Below are 22,104 nucleotides of genomic sequence, written 5' to 3'. Positions count from 1 at the left end.
CCGTCAGAACTTGAAGCCGGCCTCGACCGCGAGGTTCCGCGTCGGCTCCAGGTAGAGGATCGCGCGCGGCGCCGCGGTGATCGGCGCCGGCAGGTTGAAGGCGCTGCCGGTCGTCCGCTCATTCGTCAGGTTCTTGCCCACGAAGGCGAGGTACCAGCGATCCGCCTGGTCGCCGAACTGGACCCGAAGGTCGACCTTGGCATAGCCCTTCTGCACGCCGAAGGTCGGGCTCTGGTTGTCGGAGTTGAAGAACTTCGAACGCCCGGCGACCACCCCGGTGATGTCGAACTTGAAGTTGTCGCCCATGTCGAAGCGCGCATGCGCCGTGATGTTGCCGGTGAACTTGGAGGCATAGGCGACAGGGTATCCGGCAAGGTTGTTTGTGGCCGGGGTGCAGGTGGACGGCTGCGAGGCAAGGCAGGCCGCGCCCGGATAATCATCATACTTCACATCCTGATAGGAGGCGGAGCCGGTGATGTCGAAATTGGGCACGGGATAGACGGCGAGCGAGCCTTCGATGCCCTTCGAGGTGGCGCTGGCCGCGTTCCCCGTCAGGTAGCTGGAGGTGGCCGGCTGATAGACGGACACCTGCAGATCCTCGAACGTCGTCTTGTAGATGGAGACGTTGGCGACCACCTTGCGGTCGAACAGCGTCGAGCGGATGCCGGCCTCGTAGTTGGTCGATTTTTCCGGCTTGAAGGTGAAGGTCTTGTCGGTGGTGCCCAGCGTGTTGGACACGAAGCCGCCCGACTTCGACCCCTGACCATAGGTGGCATACCCCATGATGTCGTCGGTGAAGTCATATTGCAGCGTGAACGACGGATCGACATTGCTTTCGTCGATCGCGCCACGCGCGCTGGAGATGGGCCGGATCGCGAACGGGCCATAGACCAGTCGCGAAGCGAAGCTGCCGCGCTTGCTGGCGTGGGTGTAGCGCAGGCTTCCGATCAGGCGCAGGTCGTCGTTGAAGTTGAAGGTCCCCTGACCGAACACCGAATAGGATTCGGCGCGTTGATTGAACACGCTGTCGATGCGGCCGAAATAGGGGTTGCCGAACAGGTTCAGGATATTGAAGCCCTGCAGCTGCTGCAGCTCGTAATTCCCATAATCCCAATAGGCGCCAACGATATACTCGAAGCGCTTGCCGGTGGGGGACAGCAGGCGGATTTCCTGGGAGAACTGATCGAATTTTTCGGGGAAGCTGTTGTAAACGCTGTTGTTGGTGATAGCCCCGCCACTGTTGGGGATCGTCTGATCGAAACCGTTGACGATGTTGGCGTCGAACTTGCTGTAACCGGTGATCAGCGTGAGCGTGTAATCCCCGAACTGGATGTTTCCGGTGCCGGAAATCATCCACGACTTGTTCCAGATGCCCTCCGGCCCCAGCGCAGACTCTTCCAGATAGCGATCTTCCTGCGGATCCTGCGGGCCGGTGAGCGAGCTGGAGACGGAGATGCCGCCCGAATAGCGCCGGTTCGAATATTGCACCTTGGCGGTGTAGTCGAACTGGTCCGAAGGCTCCCACTTCAGCGTGCCGCGAACGGTTTCCTGTTCCAGCTTCGGATCGTCCTGATCGGTCGCGCGGTTGTAGATATAGCCGTCTTGCCGGACGACATTATAGGCGACGCGGAAGCCGAGCGTTTCGGAAATGGGGCCGGCGAAATAGCCGGAAATGTCCGGGCCCTTCATGTCGAAGCTGTACAGGCCGGACACCTTTCCCTCGAATTCCCGCGTTGGCCCGGCGGACACGACGCTGACGGCGCCGGCCGCGGTGTTCTTGCCGAACAGCGCGCCCTGCGGACCGCGCAGCACTTCCACCCGCTCCAGATCGAAGAAGGGCGATTCCGCCTGCCGCGAGCGGCCGGCATAGATGCCATCGACATAGAGCGAGACGGACTGGTCGAAGGCGAAGTTCGCCGGCGGCGAGCCGAAGCCACGGATGTAGATCACATTGTTGCCAGCTGTCGTCTGCACGAAGACGTTCGGCGTGTAGTTCATCATCGCCCGGGCATCGGCGACATTGAACTTCGAAAGCTGTTCACCCGACACGACCACCATCGAGATCGGCACGTCCTGCACATTCTGCGCGCGCTTGGTGGCAGTGACGATGATGTCGGTGGACCCGCCCGATGGCGTGTCGACGGCGGCGGTTTCCGCCTGGTCGGCGTCTTCAGCGGCGGCAGGCGCAGCAGCCAGCATGGCCGCAGCGGCCACGCTGGACAGCAGAATCCAGTTGCAGGACTTCATTCGGAATCCTCCCTTGAGTGGTTCGTCGACGGTACGGGATCTCCGGTCCTCATCCGTCAATCTGATTGACCCTTAGTTTACTAATGGCTTTAAGCTTGTCCAGTGGGTTTCGCGGGAGGAGGCATGCAATGACGGGGGATGCTGCGGAAAAGGGCAGGGCGGCGCTGAGGTCGGCCTATCTCTGCACGGTCGAATTCGAAGTCGGCGGCGGGCTGGTCGGCATCGGCGCCACGCCCTTCGGAGACAGGCGGCTGGGTTTCATCACGGGCGGGCGGGTTTTCGGGCCCCGCCTCAGCGGCGAGGTTCTGCCGGGCGGGGGGAACTGGTCTCAGGGTGGCCGCCTGTCCGCCGATTCGGCGGTGGGGACGTTCGACGCGCGATCGGTGTGGCGCACGCAGGACGGCGCGCTGATCCAGCTGTCTTACACAGGGCGCAGCGTGGTGCCGGATGATGTGCGCGCGCTGTTCGCCGATCCGTCGGCGCCGGATGTCGATCCGTCACGCTATTATCTGCGCATCGCCCCGGTCTTCGAAACCGCGAGCGAGCGCTATGGCTGGCTGAACGGCATTCTGGCCGTCGGCGTCGGCGAACGCACCGATTTCGGCGTTCGCCATGTGATTCACGAGATTCTGTGATGATCGACCTGCATTATTGCGCCACGCCCAACGGCCAGAAGATCGCGATCCTGCTGGAAGAAGCGGAGCTGCCGTACCGGGTGATCCCCTATGACATCTTCGACGGCGACCAGCTGACCGCCGAGTTCGGCCGGATCAATCCGAACCACAAGCTGCCCGCGATCGTCGATCATGCGCCGGCCTGGGGAGGCGCGCCCGTCACCGTCTTCGAATCCGGCGCGATCCTGCAGTATCTCGCGGAAAAATCCGGCCGCTTCCTCGCCGCCACCGGCCCGGAACGCGCGACCGCCCTTTCCTGGCTGACCTGGCAGGTGGCGGGCCTGGGGCCGATGGGCGGGCAGGCCAGCCATTTCCTGCGCTATGCGCCGCCGGGGCAGGACTATGCCGTCAAGCGCTACACCAGCGAACTGAACCGGCTGCTGACCGTGCTGGAAGGGCGGCTGGCGGAAAGCCCATATGTTGGGGGAGCCGGCTACAGCATTGCCGATATCGCGATCTGGCCGGGCCGTGCATCGGCCTTCGTGATGGGCCTGTCGCTGGATGACTGGCCCGCCACCCGCCGCTGGTTCGAGGCGATCCGCGAGCGCCCGGCAGTCGGCCGCGCGATGTCCCGCCCGGATCTTGCAGCCCCCGCCAAATATCTCGGACGCAACCAGACGCTGGATGACCGGGAATGGTCGAACATGTTCGGAGACGCCAATCGCAGTGCCGTGCGCCGATAGGCGTCAGCGCGGGGCGTGCTGCCGCTCGCCCCAGAGGATCGACCGATGCTCATCGGTGAAGCCGGTGAGGCCGCCTTCGATCGTCTCGGCCCGGGCGGTGCCCGTCGTCATCCCCTCGGCCACGGCCGGCCGCGCCAGCATTGCGGCGCCCCACCGGTCGACGTTGGGGTAGCGCCCCGCCTTGTCGATCAGCTGGCGGCGCAGGAAGGGCAGCGTTGCCATGTCGGCGATGCTGTATTCATCGCCTGCCAGCCATTCCGCCTCGCCAAGCCGCTGATCCAGCACCCGCATCAGCCGCTCCACCTCGCGGGAATAACGCTCGATGGCATAGGGGTGCCGGTCTTTCGCATAATGGGTGAAGTGCGCTTCCTGCCCGAACATCGGGCCGATGCCGGAAACCTGCAGCATCAGCCATTGCCAGCAGATCGCCCGCTTCGCCGGATCAAGGGGCACGAAACGCCCGGTCTTTTCCGCGAGATACAGCAGGATCGCCCCGGTTTCCCACAGCACGAAGCGCCCAGCAGGGCCGTCCTCGTCCACGATCACCGGCGTCTTGTTGTTGGGGTTCAGCGCCAGGAATTCCGGCGTCAGCTGATCGCCGGCCAGGATGTCGATATATTCAAGCCGCCAGTCCAGCCCCATTTCCAGCAGCGCAATGGCGATCTTGCGCGCATTGGGCGTCGGCCCGCCGTAAAGTGTGATCATCCGGGCTGCCCCTTCGCCTGATTCCTTAGTATTCTATGCAAGATGGCCCGTACGGCGCGACAGCGCAAGCACAGGGGACAAGGGGTTCTGACGGAAGGTGATGGATCAAGGAAAATGGCGCGCCCGGAACGATTCGAACGTCCGACCCCCAGATTCGTAGTCTGGTGCTCTATCCAGCTGAGCTACGGGCGCGCGCCTTGGAGGGCGGTCCTTTAAGGGACGCGCCAGCGGATTGCAAGCGCAGGCAGCACACCGCTACAGCGATTTTCATGCGCCGCCCCATTCCAGTCCTCGCCCTGTCCGCCGCCATTGCCCTGTCCGCCTGTGCCGGCAGCCGCGGCCCTTACCCGTCGCTCGCCCCCCGGCCGGGGGAGGCGGAGCGGCTGATCGAGGCGCCCGGCGCCGATACGACGCCGGCCCTGCTGCCCGAACAGCAGGCGAGCCTAAGGGCAGACCTGGCGCGCGAAGGCGAGGCGCTGGCCGCCGTCGAATCGGACCTGAAGCGACTTGGCGCGGAACTGGATCGGGCGCTGGCGGCCGCGCGGGGGCAGGGGATCGGCTCGGAGGGCTGGTCCAACGCGCAGATGGCGCTGTCGCGCTATGATCAGGCGCGGGCACCGCTGGACGCCATCGGCGCGCGGCTGGTGCCGCTGGCCCGCATGGTGGACAGCCTGCCCGCTGCAGATGCCGACCGGCAGGCGGTGGACGCGCTCATGAAGCGGACGGCGGCAGCATCCGAAAAGGCGCAGGCGCAGGTGACGGCGGCGAATCGCACGCTCGCCGGCTGACGGTCAGGGGCGGGAAAGCCTCAGCGCCTGGATCTGTGGCGTCGGGGTGGGTGCTAGCAGCAGCTGGCCGTTGATCCGCCCCACGGTGCAGCGCCACTGGAACTGGCCCGACATAGCACCGGTGGGGATTATGGGCGCACTAGTGTCGCAGGTGCCGCTTTCCGCCTTCAGCCGCTGGAACTCGGCAGCCCAGCTTTCGGCGGACCGGTCCATCAGCATATTCTCGGCCAGCACACCCGGCTCGGCATCGATCCGCCCGGCTTCCCACAGCCGCTGCGCCACCGCGTAAGCGGCGGCGAGTTGCGGCGAGAGCGGCGTGCCATGTCGCTTCACCAGCCCGGCGCGCTGCAACGCGCCGGCGGCATCCCACACCGGCGGAAGGGGCGCTGCATAGGTGCGGTTGGCGAAGGCGAACAGCCCCACCCCCGCCTCTGGCAGCAGCAGCATGTGCGATCCGTAGCCGGGGTATCCGCCAGAATGGAACAAAACCGGCCCCAGCAGGCAGTCATTCCCGGAAACCAGCCCGCCCGCATAGATGAAGGTCATCCGGCAATCGGGGGCATCCTTGCCCGGCCGCCCCCGCCCATGCGGGATGCCGCCACCGGTGCGCATGGCGCGGATCACGGCCCCGTTTCCGCCCGCCTTCGCCTGCGCCGGCCAGCCCGAAAGCAGGTGCGACACCCACTTCGCATAGTCGATTGCCGTGGTGACGACGCCGCCCATCGCGCCGAACTCGCCATCCTTCATCATGGGTTCTGCGACCCATTGGCCGTTTTCCCAGCGATAGCCGCGCGCCAGCCGGGCATCGGGCACCTTGAACACGTCATAGGTGGTGGCGCCCATGCCCAGCGGCGTCAGCACGGTGTCCCCGATCTGCCGCTGATAGGGTTTGCCGGAGACGTTGGTGATGATCCGCCCCAGCGTCGCATAGCCGAAGTTGGAATATTCATAGGCCGAACCCGGCGCGGACTGCAGCGGGAACCCGGCCTTCAGCATGGCGGTGAACTCCGCCGGGGTGCGCACCTGCTGCCTGTCTCCCCAGGGATCGTCGGTCACGAACCCGGCCGTGTGGTGCAGCAGATCGCCCACCGTGACCCCGGCCGCCCAGCCATTCAGTTCGGGCACATGTTTCGAGGCAGGGTCAGACAGGCTCAGCTTCCCCTGCGCTTCCAGATGCAGGATTTCATACGCGGTGAACGCCTTCGACATGGAGGCGATGCGGAATGCGCTGTCGGCGGTGACGGGTCGCTTCGCCTCCAGATCCTGCACGCCAACCCCCTCCACATGGATCAGCCTGCCGTCCTTCACGATGCCCCACACAAGGCCCGGTACGCGGTTGTCGAGCTGCCAGTCGGCAAAGCCCTTGCGGATCTCCGGCAGGGCAGCCTCCAGCCCGGTGGATTGGGCAGCGGCGGGGGTGGCGAGGGCGATGGCGGCGACGGCGAGGGTCAGGATGCGCATGGCGCCACCATAGCGCGCAGATTGACGTGCGAAAGGGATGAAGGGGGCGCCGAGCCTGCCGCCGCGCACTGCGGCTTAAGGCACTGACCGCGATGCATGCAGGTGGACGATGCGCCACCCGCCTTCTGCCTTGCTGAACACCATGGTGCGCCGGCCCATGGATTCAGCGCCCTTCAGCAGGAAGGTGACGACGGCCACATCCCCGAAGCGTTCGATACGCAGGTCAACCGGGTCGATCTGCAGCCTTGTCAGCCCCTGCGCCTTCAGCGTTTCAAAGAATCCGTGAAAGGCGGCGAGCGCCTCGGCGCGGGGGAGGAGCCGGTTCGTCGGGAACCGGCCGTCGGGGAAAAAGACAGTCGCGTCCGGCGCAAAAAAACTGTCGAAGCGCGTGGGTTCCATCGCCCGAAAGGCATCGAGAAATTGCGCAACGGCCTGCTCAGGCGGATCGTCGGAGGCGTGGAGCGGCACCGGGAGGAGGAGCAAGGCCAGGACAAGGATCTTGCGCATGTCATGCTCCCATCATTCCGGGCCCGATGCCCTACCGCCGCTCCCGCGTCGCGGAGAAGCGCACCGCCGGGTGGCGGCCCTGAATATAGTTCAGATCCCACAGATCCTTCGCCATGAACACGGGGTGGCCGTCGCGGTCGCCGGCCATCTGGCTGCGATGCTCTTCCTGGATCTTCTTCAGCGCCGCCGCATCGTCTGAGGCAACCCAGCGCGCGGTGTCGTAGGGGGAGGCTTCCAGTGCGGCGTCCACCTTATATTCCACCTCCAGCCGGCTGATCAGCACCTCCAGCTGCAGTTGCCCCACCACGCCCACCACCGTCTGCGCGCCGATCTGGGGGTGGAACACCTGGATCACCCCTTCCTCGGCCATGTCATCCAGCGCCTTTTTCAGCTGCTTGGTCTTTGTCGGGTCTTTCAGCGCCACGCGGCGCAGGATCTCCGGCGCGAAGTTGGGCAGGCCGGTGATGGTGACGGGCGGGCCATCGGTCAGCGTATCGCCCACGCGCAGGGTGCCGTGGTTGGGGATGCCGATGATGTCGCCGGGGAAGGCCTCGTCCGCCGTTTCGCGTTCGCGCGCGAAGAACAGCACCGGGGAATGCACAGCGATCTGCTTGCCGGTGCCCACCTGATTGAGGCGCATGCCGCGCTTGAACCGGCCGGAACACAGCCGCATGAACGCCACCCGATCCCGGTGCATCGGGTTCATGTTTGCCTGCACCTTGAAGATGAAACCCGTGACCGTGCTGGACGCAGGGTCGATGGGGGCAGGCTCGGCCGGCTGCGGGCGCGGGCCGGGCGCATAACGGGCCAGCGCCTCGATCAGCGGCTCCACGCCCAGTTCGCGCAGCGCCGATCCGAAATACACCGGCGTCAGATCGCCATGGCGGTAGGCGGCCTCGTCGAACGCGGGGTAGCCTGCCTGCGCCAGTTCCAGTTCGTCGGCATGGGCGGCGGGAAAGGGCGCGTCCGACAGGCTGCCGTCGGCCAGTTGCAGCCGCTTCCGCTCGATATCCCACAGCCCCTCGAACTCGCCGCCCATCCCGGCCGGCCACATCATCGGGGCGACGTCCAGCGCGAGCTTGTCGGCGATCTCGTCCAGCAGCTCGAACGGGGGGCGGCCTTCGCGGTCCACCTTGTTGATGAAGGTGATGATGGGAACGGAGCGCAGACGGCACACCTCGAACAGCTTCAGCGTCTGCGCCTCGATGCCCTTGGCGGCATCGATCACCATCACGGCCGAATCCACCGCCGTCAGCGTGCGATAGGTGTCTTCGGAAAAATCCTCGTGGCCCGGCGTGTCCAGCAGGTTGAAGGTGATGCCGCCGCGCTCGAACGTCATCACCGACGAGGTGACGGAGATGCCGCGCTGCTGCTCGATCTTCATCCAGTCGGAGCGCGCCCGCCGCGCCGCCCCGCGTGCCTTCACTTCGCCCGCCGCATGGATGGCGCCGCCCGCCAGTAGCAGGCGCTCGGTCAGCGTGGTCTTGCCCGCGTCGGGGTGGGAGATGATGGCAAAGGTGCGGCGTTCAGGGAGTTCCCCGGCGCGCGTTGCGGGCTGTGTGGACATGCGCGGCCCCTAGCGCGATTATGAAGCGGCCTCAATCGGCGGGAGGATGCAGGTGGCGCAGAAGATTCAGGTGGACATCATTTCGGACGTGGTCTGCCCCTGGTGCTTCATCGGCTATCGGCAGCTGGAAAAGGCACTGGAGATCGCCGGGCTGGAGGGTGATATTCGTTGGCACCCCTTCGAGCTGAACCCGGCGATGGCGCCCGAGGGCGAGGACACCGCAGAGCATATCGCCCGCAAATATGGCGCCACGCCCGAGCAGTCCGCCAGCACGCGCAGCCATATGAAATCCATCGCGGAGCCGCTGGGGATAGACTTTTCGGGCCGCTCCAAGCGCATCTGGAACACCTTCGACGCGCACCAGCTGCTGCTGTGGGCGCAGGACACGGGCAGGCAGACGGCGCTTAAGCTGAAGCTGTTCGAAGCCTATTTCACCGCAGGTGAGAATGTCAGCGACCGAGAGGTGCTGCTGAACGCCGCCGAAGCAGCTGGCCTGAACCGCGCCGAGGCGGCGGACGTGCTGGCCGATGGCCGAAATGCCGAAACCGTGCGCGCGCTGGAGCAGCGCTGGGGTGAAATGGGCATCACCGGCGTGCCGGCCATGATCCTTGCCGAAAATGGCCTGATAATGGGCGCGCAGGAACCCGAACGGCTGGCGATCGCGCTCAGGAAGATGGCGGCGCTCGATCCGGCCTGATTCAGCCGGGCAGGACGAGGTCGCCGTTCGCCTGAAGCGCGAAGAAGGGGTTGTGGGCGACTTCCCAGGGATGCCCGTCTGGATCGAGGAAATAGCCGGAATAGCCGCCCCAGAAGGCGTTGTGGGCGGGCACATGCAGCGTCGCGCCTGCTGCCACGGCCTGCGCAAGCACGGCGTCCACCTCGGCCTCGCTCCGCACATTCTGCGCGATCGTCACGGCGCCCGAAGGCTGACCACCGGGCAGGTGGCAGTCCTCCGCCAGCTTGTCGAACGGATAGATGCCCAGCAGCAGGCCGTTCAGCTGGAAGAAGGCCATGCCCGGCGTCTGTTTCGCCTTCCGCGCCAGCCCCATCGCCTCCCAGAAGGCGCAGGCTCGTGGCAGATCGGCGGTTCCAAGGGTGACGATCGATATTCGCTGTTCCATAATCCCTTTTCAATCCGGACCCCTGGGGAGGGCAAGTGACGAATTTGATGAAGCGCGTGGTGCTGGCGCGCCATATCGCGGGCGTGCCGACGGCGGCCGATTTCCGGCTGGAAGAGGCGCCGCTGCCGGACGTGCCCGATGGCCGGTTCCTGATTGCCAACCACTATGTTTCGGCCGATCCGGGCACCCGCTCGCGGCTGTCGCCTGGCGCCAGCTATGCGCCGCCGCTGAACCCCGGCGATGTGGTGGACGGCTTCTGCGTCGGCCGCGTCGTGGAAAGCCGGAACGAGCGCTTCCCCGTCGGCGCGCTTGTCACCCATGGCGGTGGCTGGGCGACGCACACGCTGAGCGCGGGGCGCGGCTATTGCATTGGCCTGCCCGATATCGGCGTGCCCGAACAGGCGTGGATCGGGGTGCTGGGTGTGCCGGGGATGACGGCCTGGTTCGGCCTCAAGCGCGTGGCGCAGATCCAGCCGGGCGAAACGGTGCTGGTCACCTCGGCCGCCGGGCCCGTGGGTGCGACTGCGGGCCAGCTTGCCCGCCATTTCGGCGCTGCGAAGGTGGTGGGGCTGGCAGGATCGGCAGACAAGCGCCGCTGGCTGGTGGAGGCGTGCGGGTTCGACGCGGCGCTGGATTACCGGGCGGCGGGTCTGGACGCGCAGGTCGCCGCCGAGCTGCCCGACGGCATCGACATCCTGTTCGACAATGTCGGCAACGCGATGATCGACCGCATGCTGCCGAAGATGAAGATGCGCGGCCGCATCGTCGTGTCGGGGCAGGTCGCGGACTATAACACCCCGCCTGATGAGGTGCCCGGACTGCGCAACACCCGCGAGTTCATCGCCCGGCGACTGAGGATGGAGGGCCTGGTGGTGTTCGACGATCTGCCCCGGTTCGCCGGGGCGCAATCGGAAGTGGCCGGGCTGCTGACGGATGGCTGGCTGAAGACGCGCGAGGTTGTGGGCGAGGGCATCGAAAGCCTGCCCGGGCTGTTTGCGGGCCTGTTCGCGGGCGGCGATTTCGGCCGCCGCATCGCCCGGGTGGGAGGGAAGTGATGGCGTTCGAAGGCTATGAAAGGTTCGAATTCGCGCGCGAAGGGCGCATCCTGACGGCGACGATCAGCGCCCCCGGCCCGGTGAACGCGGTGGATGCCGCGCTGCACGCCGAGCTGGCGCGCGTGTTCGCGGATCTTCAGCATGATCCAGATAGCGACCTGATCGTGCTGACGGGCAAGGGCCGCGCCTTTTGCGCCGGCGGCGACTTCGACTGGTTCGACGAGCAGATCGCCAACCCGCAGAAGTTCCGCGAGATCGGCTGGGAAGCCAAGCGGATCGTCACCTCGCTGCTGGAACTGGAAAAGCCCATCATCTGCCGGATGAACGGCGCGGCGGCCGGGCTGGGCGCGACGGTGGCGCTGCTGTGCGACATCATCATCGCCGACGAAACCGCCGCCATCGGCGACCCGCATGTGAAGGTGGGGCTGGTGGCCGGTGATGGCGGGGCCGTGATCTGGCCCGCGCTTGTGGGCATGGCCCGCGCCAAGGAATATCTGCTCACCGGCGATCTGATCCGTGCGAAGGACGCCGTCGGCATGGGGCTGGTGAACCACGCCGTCCCGGCCGAGCAGCTGGATGCAAAGGTGGCGGAGGTCGCCGCGAAGATCCTGGGAAATCCCCGCTTCGCCGTGCGCTGGACCAAGGTGGTGATGAACCAGACGCTCCGGCAACTGGCGGTGCAGTCGATGGACGCCTCCATCCCCTATGAAACGCTTTCCAACATGACAGCGGATCGTGCCGAGGCGGTCGCCGCCTTCCGCGAGCGGCGCGCGCCGGTTCTTTCGGGGGACTGATGCAGAGCTTTCAGGACGAACCCGCGCACGTCCGCGAAATCCGCGACCAGCTTCGCCGCTTCATCGCCGCCCATGCCCCGCGCGAGAAGCGCATCCAGTGGGACAGGGACCGCCGCTGGCCGCGCGATGTCTATGCGAAGCTGAACGGGATGGGGCTGACGGCCCTGACCGTCCCGGCCGAGCATGGCGGGGCCGGGCAGGATCTGGTGGCCGCCGTCGCCGTGATCGAGGAACTGGCCCAGGCGGGCGCGTTCCTTGCGGGGCCGTTCATCCACACGGCCTTCTATGGCGGCATGAACCTGTCCGAGAATGGCTCCCCCGAACAGAAGGCCGAATATCTGCCCCGGCTGGCGCGTGGCGAGCTTTTCTTCGCCTATGGCCTGTCGGAGCCGAATGTGGGCGGGGACCTCGCCAGTGTCGAAACCCGCGCCGAACTGGATGGCGACGAGGTGGTCGTGAACGGCGCCAAGCGCTGGTGCACGGGCGCCGATTGGGCGGATGTCATCTACTGCCTCGTCCGTTCCGGCCCGGCCGATGCGCGCTACCGGAATCTCAGCTTCCTGCTGATCCCCACGAACACGCCGGGCATCAGCATGCGGGGGATCGCCCACGCCAACCTGCGCTACACCGACAGCCAGGATGTCTTCTTCGACAATGTGCGCCTGCCGAAATCCGCCATCGTCGGCGGCGAGCAGATGTGGAACCAGGGCTGGAAACTGCTGGCGGGCCGCGCGCTCGATGTGGAGAAGCTGGAGATCTCGGCTTGCGCGCTTGGGATCGCGAAGGCGGCCTTCCACGAGGCCTGGGCCTATGCGCAGGAGCGGGTGCAGTTCGGGAAGCCCATCAGCCAGCACCAGTCGATCCGCCACAAGCTGGTGACGGCGGCCACGAAGCTGAGGGCGGCGGACCATATGCTCCACCACGCCGCATGGCTCGCCAACGAAGGCCGCCCCTGTTCCATCGAAACGTCGATGGCCAAGCTGTTCGTGGCGGATACCGGCTTGGAAATCGCGCTGGCATGCCAGCAGGTGATGGGGGCCTATGCCCTGTCAGACGGCTATGAGATGGAGCGCCATGTGCGCGATCTGCTGGGCATGCCGATCGTCGGCGGCTCGTCGGACATGCAGAAGAACAATCTCGCGAGCCTGATGAAGCTATGACGGCCTCCGCCCCGCTTCTGGCGGAAATCGCCGCCCGCGCCGCGGAGATGGAGGAGGCCCGCCGCCTGCCCGCCGACCTCGCGGCGAAGATGGCCGCCGAAGGCCTGTTCCGCATCGCCATGCCCCGCTCGCTGGGCGGGGCGGAAATGCCGCCGTCGGCCATCGTGCGCACCATCGAGCAGGTGGCCGAAGCCGATGCGTCGGCCGGCTGGTGCGTGATGATCGGGGCGACAACGAATCTCAGCCTCGCCTGGCTGCCGCCTGCGGTCGCCGGCGAGGTCGCCGCCGATCCGCTGGTGATCACGGGCGGCGTGTTCGCCCCCATGGGCCGGGCTGAACGGGGCGAGGCGGGCTGGCGCGTGACCGGCCGGTGGAGCTGGGCATCCGGCAGCGCCAACTGCCGCTGGTTGTTCGGCGGCTGCCTGCTGATGGAGGGCGGCAAGCCCATCCTCCTGCCCGACGGCCGCCCGGACACGCGGATGCTGCTGTTCCCGCGAGAGGCGGTGGAGCTGATCGACAGCTGGCAGGTCGCAGGGCTGAAGGGCACCGGCTCAGGCGACATGGCGGTCCGCGATCTCGCCGTTCCGCCGGACCATATGGTCGCGCTCACCGCGCCGCCGGTGGAACAGGGCGCGCTCTATCTGTTTCCGGTGTTCGGGCTGCTGGCGCTGGGGATCGCGGGCGTCGCCAGCGGCAATGCCCGCGCCGCGCTGGAGACGGTGAAGCAGGCGCTCGCTGCGCGCCGCGCGCCGGGCGCTGCGAAGTCGGCGGCCGAACGCGCGACGGTGCAGGTGGAGATAGCAACCGCCGAAGCGCGGCTGTCATCGGCCCGCGCCCTGCTGTTCGAAACGCTGGACCGCGCATGGGAGCGGGCGAACGCCAGCGGCGAGGTCGATCTGGAAACCCGCGCCCGGTTGCGGCTGGCCGCCACGCACATGGTTCGCACCGGCGCCGATGTCGCGCGCGCGGCCTATGATCTGGGCGGTGGCGCGGCGCTGTTCCTGGAAAACCCCCTGCAGCGCCGCTTCCGCGATGCCCATGCGATGACCCAGCATGTGATGGTGCAACCCGCCACGCTGGAACTGGCGGGCCGCGTGCTGCTGGGCCTTCCGACAGACGCGACCATGCTCTAGGGCCGCGCCGAATGCGGACCGACGTTGTTGCCCCGCCGCCGGGCCGCTGCTAGGCGCGGGCCATGGCAGTAGACGACAAGATGGTTCAGCGCGTGGCCGGGCTCGCGCGGCTGACGCTGAGCGCGGAGGAGGTGCCCCACCTCACTGCGGAACTGAACAATATCCTGGGCTGGATCGATCAGCTTCAGGCGGTTGAAACCGGCAATGTGCAGCCGATGACGGCGGTGATCCCACTGAAGCGTGACTGGCGCGCCGATGTGGTGACGGACGGCGACATCCAGGCCGATGTGCTGGCGAATGCGCCGGAAGCGCGCCACGGCTTTTTCGCGGTTCCGAAGGTGATCGAATAATGGCGGCGCTGACCGATCTGTCGCTGGCTGCGATGAAGGCGGGTCTTGCCGCGAAGCAGTTTTCCGCGCGCGAGCTGGTGTCTGCCCATGTGACTGCCGTGGAGGCGGCCCGGCCGCTGAACGCCTTCACGGTGGAGACCCCGGATCATGCGCTGGCCGCCGCCGACGCGGCCGATGCGGCGATCGCGGCCGGAACCGCGGGCCTGCTGGCCGGCATCCCGATGGGCATCAAGGACCTGTTCTGCACGAAGGGCGTGGAAACGACCGCGTGCAGCAACATCCTGAAGGGCTTCAGGCCGACCTATGACAGCACCGTCACCGCGAACCTGTTCGCGGCGGGCGCGGCGATGCTGGGCAAGCTGAACCTCGACGAATTCGCCATGGGGTCGTCCAACGAAACCTCGGCCTTCGGGCCGGTGATCTCGCCCTGGCAAGCCGAAGGCTCCACCGCGAAGCTGGTTCCGGGCGGTTCGTCTGGCGGATCGTCTGCCGCTGTTGCCGCGCGGCTGTGCGCGGCAGCCACCGGCACGGACACCGGCGGCTCCATCCGCCAGCCCGCCGCCTTCACCGGCATCGCGGGCATCAAGCCCACCTATGGCCGCTGCTCGCGCTGGGGGGTGATCGCTTTCGCCTCCTCGCTGGATCAGGCCGGTGTGCTGGCCCGCGACGTCACCGATTGCGCGCTGGTGCTGGAGGCGATGGCGGGCTTCGATCCCAAGGATTCCACCTCGCTCAACGAGCCGGTGCCCCATTATGCCGGCGGGCTGACCGGCAGCCTGAAGGGCAAGCGCATCGGCATCCCGAAGGAATATCGGGTGGATGGCATGGATCCGCTGCTGGTGAAGCTGTGGGAGGACGGTGTCGCCTGGGCGCGGGACGCCGGTGCCGAGATCGTCGAGGTTTCGCTGCCGCACACGAAGGAAGCGCTGCCCACCTATTATATCGTCGCCCCGGCAGAGGCGTCCTCCAACCTCGCCCGCTATGACGGCGTGCGCTATGGCCTGCGCGTCGCCCCCGAAGGCGGCAACCTGGCCGACATGTATGGCGCCACCCGTGCCGCCGGCTTCGGCGCAGAGGTGAAGCGGCGGATCATGATCGGCACCTATGTGCTGTCGGCCGGCTATTACGACGCTTATTATCTGAAAGCGCAGAAGGTTCGCGCCCTGATCGCGCAGGATTTCGAGCGCGCGTGGGACTCCTGCGACCTGTTGCTGACGCCGACGGCCCCCACGGGCGCGTTCGAGCTGGGCTCCAAGTCGGCCGATCCGCTCGCCATGTATCTGAACGACGTGTTCACGGTGCCTGCCTCGCTCGCGGGCGTGCCCGCCATGTCGATCCCGGCCGGGCTCGATGCGCAGGGGCTTCCGCTGGGGCTTCAGCTGATCGGCAGGCCGCTCGACGAGATGGGTGTGCTGGACGCAGCCTTCGCGCTGGAACAGCGGGCCGGTTTCAAGGCAGCACCGGCGCGCTGGTGGTAAGCGGCTTCAGGCGCCGCCGTCCGGCTTTGCCGGGGCGGCCCTGTAGGTCCAGAAATTGTGCAGGGCGAAGATCAGCGGCGGATTCGTGACCGTGATGATGCAGATGCCCAGGATGTAGTGCACGCCCAGCCTGTCCAGAATGGCGGCCAGGCTGACGGCGACGGTCAGCCCGATCCCGGCGACGGTGACATAGCGCGCGAACGTCCGCCGGTCGAAGCCGGTCTGGAAGCTCCACATCGTGTTGATGACATAGGAAATGATGGTGGATGTGACGAAGGCGACCCCGTTCGCCAGCGGCGGGGACGCGCCCAGCAGCTCCACCAGCGCGATCGCCACCACGAAATGAACGCCCGTCACGAACAGGCCGGTCAGCCCGAACCGGATGAAGCGCCCCAGGAAACTGCGGGCCTGCGGCTGGCTCACGGGCGGCTTTCGCCCTGCAGCGCGTCGGCGGCTGCGCCTTCATAGATGGTGCGGATCAGGAACACCGGGCGCCGCTTCGATTCCATATAGGTCCGGCCCAGATATTCCCCCAGCACCCCGATCCCCATCAGCTGCAATCCACCCAGCAGGGAGATCGCCACCACGATGGAGGCATAGCCGGGCACGTCGATGCCGAAGATCAGCACCTTCACCACCGTGTACAGGGCAAATCCGATGGACAGCAACGCAACCGAACCACCGATATAGGTCCAGATGCGCAGCGGCACGGTGGAAAAGCTCGTCGTGCCCTCCAGCGCGAAGTTCCACAGCTTCCAGCCGTTGAACTTGCTGGTGCCGGCCACCCGCTCAGGCCGGGCATATTCCACGGTCGCGGTGCGGAACCCCATCCAGGCGAACAGCCCCTTCATGAAGCGGCGGGATTCCGGCATCTGCCGCAGCGCTTCCACCACGCTTCGGTCCATCAGCCGGAAATCGCCCACATTTTCCGGGATGTCGATGTCGGAGATCTGGTTGTGGATGCGATAGAACCAGCCCGCCGTCACCCGTTTCGCCCAGCTGTCGGCCTTGCGGCTGGCGCGCCGCGCCGCAACCACATCATAGCCATCGCGCCACTTTTCGATCATCTCGCCGATCAGTTCGGGCGGGTCCTGCAGGTCCACGTCGATCGGCACCACCACGTCGCCCTTCGCCACGTCCAGCCCCGCGCTCAGCGCAGCTTCCTTGCCGAAGTTGCGCGACAGATCGACGACGCGGATGCGCGGGTCCAGCCTCTGCAGGGACAGAAGCTCTTCCAGCGTGGAATCACGGCTGCCGTCGTTCACGAACAGCATTTCGATGGCCGGCCCGCCGGGTGCTGCGAACAACTCCGAAATCCGCCGCACGAAATGATGCACGGCCTCCGCTTCGTTGAACACCGGGACCACCAGGGTCAGGCTGCGCGGCGCAGCGCGGCGGGCCGGCAGGGGCCCGGCCGGCACAGGCTGGCCTGCGTTCAGGCTGTTCATTCCGTCGATCCTCCAACCGCCGCTTCGGGCATATCCCCCGCCTGTTCCCTATAGACAGCCCAGAACGGGCCGGCCGCAACGCGCTCGATCCGGGCATCGGACGGCACCGGCCCCGCCGCATCGCATACCACCACGGCCGTATAGCCGAAGCCGAACTGCCGGGCGATGCGGTCCTGCCGTTCGCCAACGTCGGTCAGGTCCCGGTCCTTCAGCCTGTCTTTCCGCGGGGACAGCTCTGCCTTTCTGGCGCCGGCGGCCTTCAGCGGCCCATCCAGTTCCAGCGGCTGCTGGGTGGGGAAGGCGAAGGTGGGCACGGCCATCCCCTTGGTGAAGGCCAGCAGGGGCAGAAGGCCCGAACAATAAGGAAGGTTATCCGATCGCCCGGACCCGCTGAAATGAAGCGGTGTCGCCAGCGGGCCGAGTTCGATCGTTGACGTTTGCGCCATGAAGGCGCGAAAATGCGCGCCTGCGCGCTGATAGCTGGCGGCAACCAGCGACAGATGCGCCGCGAACAGCAAACCTGCCGCCACCGTCAACGGCCGGGCCAGCCGGTGGCCGGGGTTCAGCACCAGCGTCCCCACCAGCATCGACCACAGCAGCAGCGGCATGCGATCATTGGTGTAGCCGCTGCCGAACAGGTTGGGCGGCAGCACCAGAACCAGCAACAGCGCCAGCGCCGCCGCCAGCCGAAGCGCGGGCGCCAGCCGCAAGGCGCCCGCCAGCAGGCCGGCCAGCACGATTGCCCACAGGCCCAGGCCGATCGCCCGATCCGCCCATGGATTGAAGGAATCCGCGAAACGGATGAGCAGGTCGGCCCGGCTCAGCGCCTCCTCGAACAGCCTGGTGAAAAGCCCCTGCTTCTCGCGATAGGCGCCCAGGTTGGAAACGGCCGCCGTCACGCCCTGCGGCGCTTCCGCCGTGCGCGACGACAGGAAGATGAATACGGGGAGGATCGCAACCGAAACCAGCCGTGCGCCGCGAACCACAAGATTGCCGAGGCCGGGCCAGCCCGCCGCAAAGGCCAGCGCCAGTTCCACCATGCCCAGCATCAGGCCAAAGACCGCGAACGCAAGCGCATGCACGATCATCAGAACAGCGCCAAGCAGGATCGCCCCCGCCAGTTGCAGCCATGGCCGGTCCTTCATGGCGATCCACCAGGCCAGCCCCAGCAGCATCAGCCCGGTTCCAAGCAGATAGTTGGCGAAACCCCAGCCGAAGATGTGGCTGAAGCCCAGGAATCCCGCAATGAAACAGGTGAACAGCGTGATGCGCCCCTGCACGGCGCGCGCCAGCGCCAGCGCACCGGCAAAGGGTGCCAGCAACACCAGCATTGCAATGATGCGCCCGGCGGGCATCGGCGCCATGATCTTCAGCAGCCCGGTACCCAGCACATCCATGCCCAGGTTCGGGATCAGCGACCAGACAGGCGTGTAATTGTCCGCCAGCGCCTGCGTCTGCCCATTGTCTGCCAGGATCCAGTAACGCAGCACATGGTCGTTGAAATCGACGGCCGGCACCAGCGGGGTCAGCGCCAGCGGCGCCAGCATCAGCAGGAACATCAGCGCAAGCACCCAGATCGGTGCGCGGGCGATCGCGCCTTCCGGACGTGCAGCGCTGTTCCCCATCATGCGATCCCCGTCCGTGCCCGGCGCTGCGGTGCAGCGAGACTGTCTAACCGCATGGGCAGGGTGAAACAAGCAGAGGTCGCCCGCGTTAACTGCGCGGGGCAGCTTCCACTTGCCCCATGCCCCCCGCCGGGCCTAGAGGCGGGCCATGGCATCCGCATATGCGATCGAAGGCCGGACGGGCCCGTGGGAACTGGTGATCGGGCTGGAGGTTCATGCCCAGGTCGTCTCCAACGCCAAGCTGTTTTCCGGCGCTGCAACGGCGTTCGGCGGCGAGCCCAACAGCCAGGTCAGCCTGGTCGACGCCGCCATGCCCGGCATGCTGCCCGTGCTGAACGGCGAATGCGTGCGGCAGGCGGTTCGCACCGGGCTCGCGCTGGGCGCGAAGATCAACCCGTGGAGCCGGTTCGACCGCAAGAACTACTTCTATGCCGATCTGCCGCAGGGCTACCAGATCTCGCAATTCCAGCACCCGGTGGTTGGCGAAGGCGCAATCGACATCGAAACCGACGATGGCGAAGCGGTGACCATCGGCATCGAACGCATCCACCTGGAACAGGATGCGGGCAAATCCGTGCACGACCTGTCGCCGGACCGCTCGTTCGTCGATCTCAACCGATCGGGCGTGGCGCTGATGGAAATCGTCTCCAAGCCCGACATGCGTTCGCCTGCACAGGCCGGCGCCTATGTCTCCACCCTGCGCGCCATCCTCAGGGCCGTGGGCAGTTGCGACGGCAACATGCAGGAAGGATCGATGCGCGCGGACGTGAACGTGTCCGTCCGCAAGGCGGGCGCGCCGTTCGGCACCCGGTGCGAGATCAAGAACGTCAATTCCATCCGCTTCATCCAGCAGGCCATCGTGTACGAGGCGCAGCGCCAGGTGGCGATCCTGGAAGACGGCGGCAGCATCCATCAGGAAACCCGCCTGTTCGATCCGGACAAGGGCGAAACCCGGTCGCTGCGCTCCAAGGAGGACGCGCACGACTATCGCTATTTCCCCGAGCCGGACCTGCTGCCGCTGGAGCTGACGGAGGCCTTCATCGCGGAATGCCGCGCCAGCCTGCCTGAACTGCCCGCCGCGAAGCGCGCGCGCTATGAAGCGGATCTGGGCCTGACGCCCTATCTTGCCGGGGTGCTGACGGCGGATGCCGATGCGTCCGCCTGGTTCGAGGCGTTGCTGGCCGAGAGCGCAGCCCGGCAGGGCAAGCCCGCCGCACAGGTTGCGGAAAAGGCCGCCAACTGGATGACGGGCGATCTGTTCGGCGCGCTCAACAGGTTGGGTCTCGACATCTCCGCCAGCCCCGTCAGCCCCGCGCAGGGCGGGGAACTGCTGGCCCTGCTGGCCGACGGGACGCTTTCCGGCCCACTGGCGAAGCAGGTGTTCGAGATCATGCTGGAAACGGGCGAGGATCCGGGCGCCATCGCCGAGGCGCGCGGCCTGAAGCAGGTGAGCGACACCGGCGCGCTGGAAGCCGCCATCGCGGACGTGATGGCGGCCAATGCGGACAAGGTGGCGGATTACCGGGGCGGCAAGGACAAGCTGTTCGGATTCTTCGTGGGCCAGGTGATGAAGGCCAGCGGCGGCAAGGCCAATCCGGCGGTGGTGAACGACCTGCTGAAAAAGGCGCTGGGCTAGACTGCGGCAAATATTCTTGTGGAATGCAGCTTGCGCCGGACCCCCGCCGGTGCAATCCAGTGGCATGCACAAGAATCTCGCCGCTTCGCTCGCCCTTGCCGCCATTCTTTCAACGCCGGCCCTGGCGCAGGGGAAATCCGTCGACGCCCCCAAGGCGGATGCCGCAAAGGAAAAGGGCGCGGAAATCCCGCCGCCCACCGTTTCCGTCACGCGCCACACCGGCACGTTCGGCGGCCAGAAGGTCAGCTACACGGCGACTGCGGGCGAAACCTATCTGACGGACGAGAAGGGCAAGCCCACCGCCACCATCTTCTCCACCGCCTATGTGAAGGACGGCAAGGATCCCAACCGACCCGTCACCTTCCTCTACAATGGCGGCCCCGGTTCCGGCTCGCTGTGGCTGCACATGGGCGCCTTCGGGCCGAAGCGCGTGGCCATCCCGAACGACGGCCGCGACGATGGCGCGCCGCCCTATCCGATCGTCCACAATCCGTGGAGCCTGCTGGACGTCACCGACATCGTCTTCATCGATCCCGTCGGCACCGGCTTTTCCCGCGCGCTGGGCGACACCGACCCCAAGGAATTCTGGGGCGTCACCAAGGATGCGAAATCCATCGCCCAGTTCGTGCGCAAGTGGCTGGATACGAACGGCCGCTGGAACAGCCCGAAGTACATCGGCGGCGAAAGCTATGGCACCACCCGCTCCGCCGCGCTCGTGAACGAGCTGGAGGGCAGCTACAATGATGTGGCGCTGAACGGCATCATTCTCATCTCCACCGTGCTCGATTTCGGCCTCGGCTCGGAAGCGGAAGGGAACGAGATGGTGCATGTCACCAACCTCCCTTCCATGGCGGCGACGGCCCTCTATCATGGCAAGGTGGCGAACCCGCCGGCCAGCGTGGAGGCCTTTGTGGAGGAAGCGAGGCAGTGGGCGGTCGGCCCGTATCTGACCGCGCTTGCCAAGGGCCAGAAGCTGACAGGTGCCGAGCGCGCCCAGATCCGTACCCAGCTGTCGCGCTTCACCGGGCTTTCGGAAGACTATCTGGAAAAGGCGGACCTGCGCGTGACGCCGGGCCGCTTCTACAAGGAGCTGCTGCGCGATCGCGGGCTGACGGTCGGCCGGCTGGACGCCCGCTACACCGGCAAGGATTTCGACAGCGCCGGGGAAGAGCCCGACAACGATCCCAGCTTCTATGGCATCGACGCGAGCTACACTGCGGCGATGAATGCCTATGCCCGCGACGAGCTGAAATTCTCCCCCCCGCGCGACTATGTCACCATCGGCGGCGTCCGCGACTGGGACTGGCGCATCGGCGGCCGCGACACCAACGCCTATCTGAACGTCACCCCCTATATCGGCCGGGCCCTGCGCGAGAATTCAGGCCTGCGCGTGTTCGTGGGGCAGGGCTGGTACGATTTCGCCACTCCCTTCTTCGCCGCTGAATATTCGCTCAGCCGCACCGGCATTCCGCAGGATCGCATCCAGTATCATTATTATGATGCCGGCCACATGATGTATGTGCGCGAGGCCGATCTGGTGAAGCTGTCGAACGACGTGCGGGGCTTCATCAAGGCGCGGACGTCGGGCCGCTAGGGCCTGTCATCTGCCGGATACCCTGAAGCGGGGGGGGGGGGGGGGCCCGGGGCGGCGCGGGTGGGGGGGGGGGGTGCC

The 22,104-nt window shown here is 66.6% G+C and carries 21 protein-coding genes and 1 tRNA gene; 12 read left to right on the top strand and 10 right to left on the bottom strand.

Going from position 1 to position 22,104, the window contains the following annotated elements:
• Window positions 1-3 precede the first annotated feature (3 nt).
• A complete protein-coding gene (locus tag ACE3O8_RS00550) occupies window positions 4-2,247 on the bottom strand; it encodes a TonB-dependent receptor (protein WP_374385652.1) in 2,244 nt (747 codons plus the stop codon).
• Between the two features lie 128 nt (window positions 2,248-2,375).
• On the opposite strand from ACE3O8_RS00550, the gene ACE3O8_RS00545 reads away from it, so the two are divergent.
• Both ACE3O8_RS00545 and ACE3O8_RS00540 read left to right on the top strand, forming a co-directional pair.
• Window positions 2,376-2,882 (top strand): DUF3237 domain-containing protein, encoded by a 507-nt coding sequence (locus ACE3O8_RS00545; protein ID WP_374385650.1) that lies wholly within the window; start codon window positions 2,376-2,378, stop codon window positions 2,880-2,882.
• A complete protein-coding gene (locus tag ACE3O8_RS00540; protein WP_374385648.1) occupies window positions 2,882-3,604 on the top strand; it encodes a glutathione S-transferase N-terminal domain-containing protein in 723 nt (240 codons plus the stop codon). The genes ACE3O8_RS00545 and ACE3O8_RS00540 overlap by 1 nt, the downstream gene beginning before the upstream one ends.
• Window positions 3,605-3,607: 3 nt before the next feature.
• Here ACE3O8_RS00540 and ACE3O8_RS00535 read toward each other — a convergent pair whose 3' ends face one another.
• Both ACE3O8_RS00535 and ACE3O8_RS00530 read right to left on the bottom strand, forming a co-directional pair.
• Complete coding sequence (locus tag ACE3O8_RS00535) at window positions 3,608-4,309, bottom strand: glutathione S-transferase family protein (RefSeq protein ID WP_374385646.1); 702 nt, start codon at window positions 4,307-4,309, stop codon at window positions 3,608-3,610.
• A gap of 115 nt (window positions 4,310-4,424) precedes the next feature.
• Window positions 4,425-4,501 (bottom strand) — tRNA-Arg (locus tag ACE3O8_RS00530).
• A 77-nt stretch (window positions 4,502-4,578) separates the two neighbouring features.
• Here ACE3O8_RS00530 and ACE3O8_RS00525 point away from each other — a divergent pair.
• The gene (locus ACE3O8_RS00525) at window positions 4,579-5,097 is read left to right on the top strand and encodes a hypothetical protein (RefSeq protein WP_374385644.1); all 519 of its coding nucleotides are present in this window, start codon (window positions 4,579-4,581) and stop codon (window positions 5,095-5,097) included.
• 3 nt (window positions 5,098-5,100) lie between these two features.
• Here ACE3O8_RS00525 and ACE3O8_RS00520 read toward each other — a convergent pair whose 3' ends face one another.
• From ACE3O8_RS00520 to ACE3O8_RS00510, 3 genes are all read right to left on the bottom strand, one after another.
• The gene (locus ACE3O8_RS00520) at window positions 5,101-6,558 is read right to left on the bottom strand and encodes a serine hydrolase domain-containing protein (RefSeq protein WP_374385642.1); all 1,458 of its coding nucleotides are present in this window, start codon (window positions 6,556-6,558) and stop codon (window positions 5,101-5,103) included.
• Window positions 6,559-6,633: 75 nt separating this feature from the next.
• Complete coding sequence (locus tag ACE3O8_RS00515; RefSeq protein ID WP_374385640.1) at window positions 6,634-7,065, bottom strand: nuclear transport factor 2 family protein; 432 nt, start codon at window positions 7,063-7,065, stop codon at window positions 6,634-6,636.
• Between the two features lie 31 nt (window positions 7,066-7,096).
• Entirely contained in the window at window positions 7,097-8,632 is a 1,536-nt protein-coding gene (locus ACE3O8_RS00510; protein ID WP_374385638.1) for a peptide chain release factor 3, read from the bottom strand.
• A 46-nt stretch (window positions 8,633-8,678) separates the two neighbouring features.
• Between ACE3O8_RS00510 and ACE3O8_RS00505 the strand changes: the two genes are divergently transcribed.
• Window positions 8,679-9,329 (top strand): DsbA family oxidoreductase, encoded by a 651-nt coding sequence (locus ACE3O8_RS00505; RefSeq protein ID WP_374385636.1) that lies wholly within the window; start codon window positions 8,679-8,681, stop codon window positions 9,327-9,329.
• A 1-nt stretch (window position 9,330) separates the two neighbouring features.
• On the opposite strand, the gene ACE3O8_RS00500 is transcribed toward ACE3O8_RS00505, so the two are convergent.
• Window positions 9,331-9,753 (bottom strand): VOC family protein, encoded by a 423-nt coding sequence (locus ACE3O8_RS00500; RefSeq protein WP_374385634.1) that lies wholly within the window; start codon window positions 9,751-9,753, stop codon window positions 9,331-9,333.
• A gap of 35 nt (window positions 9,754-9,788) precedes the next feature.
• Here ACE3O8_RS00500 and ACE3O8_RS00495 point away from each other — a divergent pair, with 35 nt between their 5' ends.
• From ACE3O8_RS00495 to gatA, 6 genes are all read left to right on the top strand, one after another.
• A complete protein-coding gene (locus tag ACE3O8_RS00495) occupies window positions 9,789-10,808 on the top strand; it encodes an NADP-dependent oxidoreductase (RefSeq protein ID WP_374385632.1) in 1,020 nt (339 codons plus the stop codon).
• Complete coding sequence (locus tag ACE3O8_RS00490) at window positions 10,808-11,602, top strand: enoyl-CoA hydratase/isomerase family protein (RefSeq protein WP_374385630.1); 795 nt, start codon at window positions 10,808-10,810, stop codon at window positions 11,600-11,602. Before ACE3O8_RS00495 ends, ACE3O8_RS00490 begins: the two co-directional genes overlap by 1 nt.
• Window positions 11,602-12,762, top strand: coding sequence for an acyl-CoA dehydrogenase family protein (locus ACE3O8_RS00485; protein ID WP_374385628.1), 1,161 nt, complete (start codon window positions 11,602-11,604; stop codon window positions 12,760-12,762). The genes ACE3O8_RS00490 and ACE3O8_RS00485 overlap by 1 nt, the downstream gene beginning before the upstream one ends.
• Window positions 12,759-13,895, top strand: coding sequence for an acyl-CoA dehydrogenase family protein (locus tag ACE3O8_RS00480; RefSeq protein ID WP_374385626.1), 1,137 nt, complete (start codon window positions 12,759-12,761; stop codon window positions 13,893-13,895). The genes ACE3O8_RS00485 and ACE3O8_RS00480 overlap by 4 nt, the downstream gene beginning before the upstream one ends.
• Window positions 13,896-13,957: 62 nt before the next feature.
• On the top strand, window positions 13,958-14,245 hold the full coding sequence (gene gatC, locus ACE3O8_RS00475; RefSeq protein ID WP_374385624.1) for an Asp-tRNA(Asn)/Glu-tRNA(Gln) amidotransferase subunit GatC: 288 nt from the start codon (window positions 13,958-13,960) through the stop codon (window positions 14,243-14,245).
• Entirely contained in the window at window positions 14,245-15,723 is a 1,479-nt protein-coding gene (gene gatA, locus ACE3O8_RS00470) for an Asp-tRNA(Asn)/Glu-tRNA(Gln) amidotransferase subunit GatA (protein ID WP_374385622.1), read from the top strand. The genes gatC and gatA overlap by 1 nt, the downstream gene beginning before the upstream one ends.
• A 6-nt stretch (window positions 15,724-15,729) precedes the next feature.
• Here gatA and ACE3O8_RS00465 read toward each other — a convergent pair whose 3' ends face one another.
• The 3 genes from ACE3O8_RS00465 to ACE3O8_RS00455 are packed head-to-tail and all read right to left on the bottom strand — an operon-like array spanning window position 15,730 to window position 18,796.
• Entirely contained in the window at window positions 15,730-16,146 is a 417-nt protein-coding gene (locus ACE3O8_RS00465; protein ID WP_374385620.1) for a GtrA family protein, read from the bottom strand.
• On the bottom strand, window positions 16,143-17,171 hold the full coding sequence (locus ACE3O8_RS00460; RefSeq protein ID WP_374385618.1) for a glycosyltransferase family 2 protein: 1,029 nt from the start codon (window positions 17,169-17,171) through the stop codon (window positions 16,143-16,145). Before ACE3O8_RS00460 ends, ACE3O8_RS00465 begins: the two co-directional genes overlap by 4 nt.
• Complete coding sequence (locus ACE3O8_RS00455) at window positions 17,168-18,796, bottom strand: hypothetical protein (protein ID WP_374385616.1); 1,629 nt, start codon at window positions 18,794-18,796, stop codon at window positions 17,168-17,170. The genes ACE3O8_RS00460 and ACE3O8_RS00455 overlap by 4 nt, the downstream gene beginning before the upstream one ends.
• A gap of 148 nt (window positions 18,797-18,944) precedes the next feature.
• Between ACE3O8_RS00455 and gatB the strand changes: the two genes are divergently transcribed.
• Window positions 18,945-20,432, top strand: a complete 1,488-nt coding sequence (gatB, locus tag ACE3O8_RS00450) for an Asp-tRNA(Asn)/Glu-tRNA(Gln) amidotransferase subunit GatB (protein ID WP_374385614.1) — start codon at window positions 18,945-18,947, stop codon at window positions 20,430-20,432.
• Window positions 20,433-20,496: 64 nt separating this feature from the next.
• The gene (locus ACE3O8_RS00445; RefSeq protein ID WP_374385612.1) at window positions 20,497-22,026 is read left to right on the top strand and encodes a S10 family peptidase; all 1,530 of its coding nucleotides are present in this window, start codon (window positions 20,497-20,499) and stop codon (window positions 22,024-22,026) included.
• Window positions 22,027-22,104: the final 78 nt, after the last annotated feature.

Origin of the sequence: Sandaracinobacter sp. (assembly GCF_041909755.1) — a bacterium.
GTDB lineage: Bacteria > Pseudomonadota > Alphaproteobacteria > Sphingomonadales > Sphingomonadaceae > Sandaracinobacteroides.
This window is presented reverse-complemented; position numbering and strand designations above follow the sequence as displayed.

What these genes read in the sequence shown, in the direction of transcription:
- ACE3O8_RS00550 (WP_374385652.1), bottom strand. Translation starts at nt 2,247, where the DNA reads ATGAAGTCCTGCAACTGGATTCTGCTGTCCAGCGTGGCCGCTGCGGCC.
- ACE3O8_RS00545 (WP_374385650.1), top strand. Translation starts at nt 2,376, where the DNA reads ATGACGGGGGATGCTGCGGAAAAGGGCAGGGCGGCGCTGAGGTCGGCC.
- ACE3O8_RS00540 (WP_374385648.1), top strand. Translation starts at nt 2,882, where the DNA reads ATGATCGACCTGCATTATTGCGCCACGCCCAACGGCCAGAAGATCGCG.
- ACE3O8_RS00535 (WP_374385646.1), bottom strand. Translation starts at nt 4,309, where the DNA reads ATGATCACACTTTACGGCGGGCCGACGCCCAATGCGCGCAAGATCGCC.
- ACE3O8_RS00525 (WP_374385644.1), top strand. Translation starts at nt 4,579, where the DNA reads ATGCGCCGCCCCATTCCAGTCCTCGCCCTGTCCGCCGCCATTGCCCTG.
- ACE3O8_RS00520 (WP_374385642.1), bottom strand. Translation starts at nt 6,558, where the DNA reads ATGCGCATCCTGACCCTCGCCGTCGCCGCCATCGCCCTCGCCACCCCC.
- ACE3O8_RS00515 (WP_374385640.1), bottom strand. Translation starts at nt 7,065, where the DNA reads ATGCGCAAGATCCTTGTCCTGGCCTTGCTCCTCCTCCCGGTGCCGCTC.
- ACE3O8_RS00510 (WP_374385638.1), bottom strand. Translation starts at nt 8,632, where the DNA reads ATGTCCACACAGCCCGCAACGCGCGCCGGGGAACTCCCTGAACGCCGC.
- ACE3O8_RS00505 (WP_374385636.1), top strand. Translation starts at nt 8,679, where the DNA reads ATGCAGGTGGCGCAGAAGATTCAGGTGGACATCATTTCGGACGTGGTC.
- ACE3O8_RS00500 (WP_374385634.1), bottom strand. Translation starts at nt 9,753, where the DNA reads ATGGAACAGCGAATATCGATCGTCACCCTTGGAACCGCCGATCTGCCA.
- ACE3O8_RS00490 (WP_374385630.1), top strand. Translation starts at nt 10,808, where the DNA reads ATGGCGTTCGAAGGCTATGAAAGGTTCGAATTCGCGCGCGAAGGGCGC.
- ACE3O8_RS00485 (WP_374385628.1), top strand. Translation starts at nt 11,602, where the DNA reads ATGCAGAGCTTTCAGGACGAACCCGCGCACGTCCGCGAAATCCGCGAC.
- ACE3O8_RS00480 (WP_374385626.1), top strand. Translation starts at nt 12,759, where the DNA reads ATGACGGCCTCCGCCCCGCTTCTGGCGGAAATCGCCGCCCGCGCCGCG.
- gatC (WP_374385624.1), top strand. Translation starts at nt 13,958, where the DNA reads ATGGCAGTAGACGACAAGATGGTTCAGCGCGTGGCCGGGCTCGCGCGG.
- gatA (WP_374385622.1), top strand. Translation starts at nt 14,245, where the DNA reads ATGGCGGCGCTGACCGATCTGTCGCTGGCTGCGATGAAGGCGGGTCTT.
- ACE3O8_RS00460 (WP_374385618.1), bottom strand. Translation starts at nt 17,171, where the DNA reads ATGAACAGCCTGAACGCAGGCCAGCCTGTGCCGGCCGGGCCCCTGCCG.
- ACE3O8_RS00455 (WP_374385616.1), bottom strand. Translation starts at nt 18,796, where the DNA reads ATGGGGAACAGCGCTGCACGTCCGGAAGGCGCGATCGCCCGCGCACCG.
- gatB (WP_374385614.1), top strand. Translation starts at nt 18,945, where the DNA reads ATGGCATCCGCATATGCGATCGAAGGCCGGACGGGCCCGTGGGAACTG.
- ACE3O8_RS00445 (WP_374385612.1), top strand. Translation starts at nt 20,497, where the DNA reads ATGCACAAGAATCTCGCCGCTTCGCTCGCCCTTGCCGCCATTCTTTCA.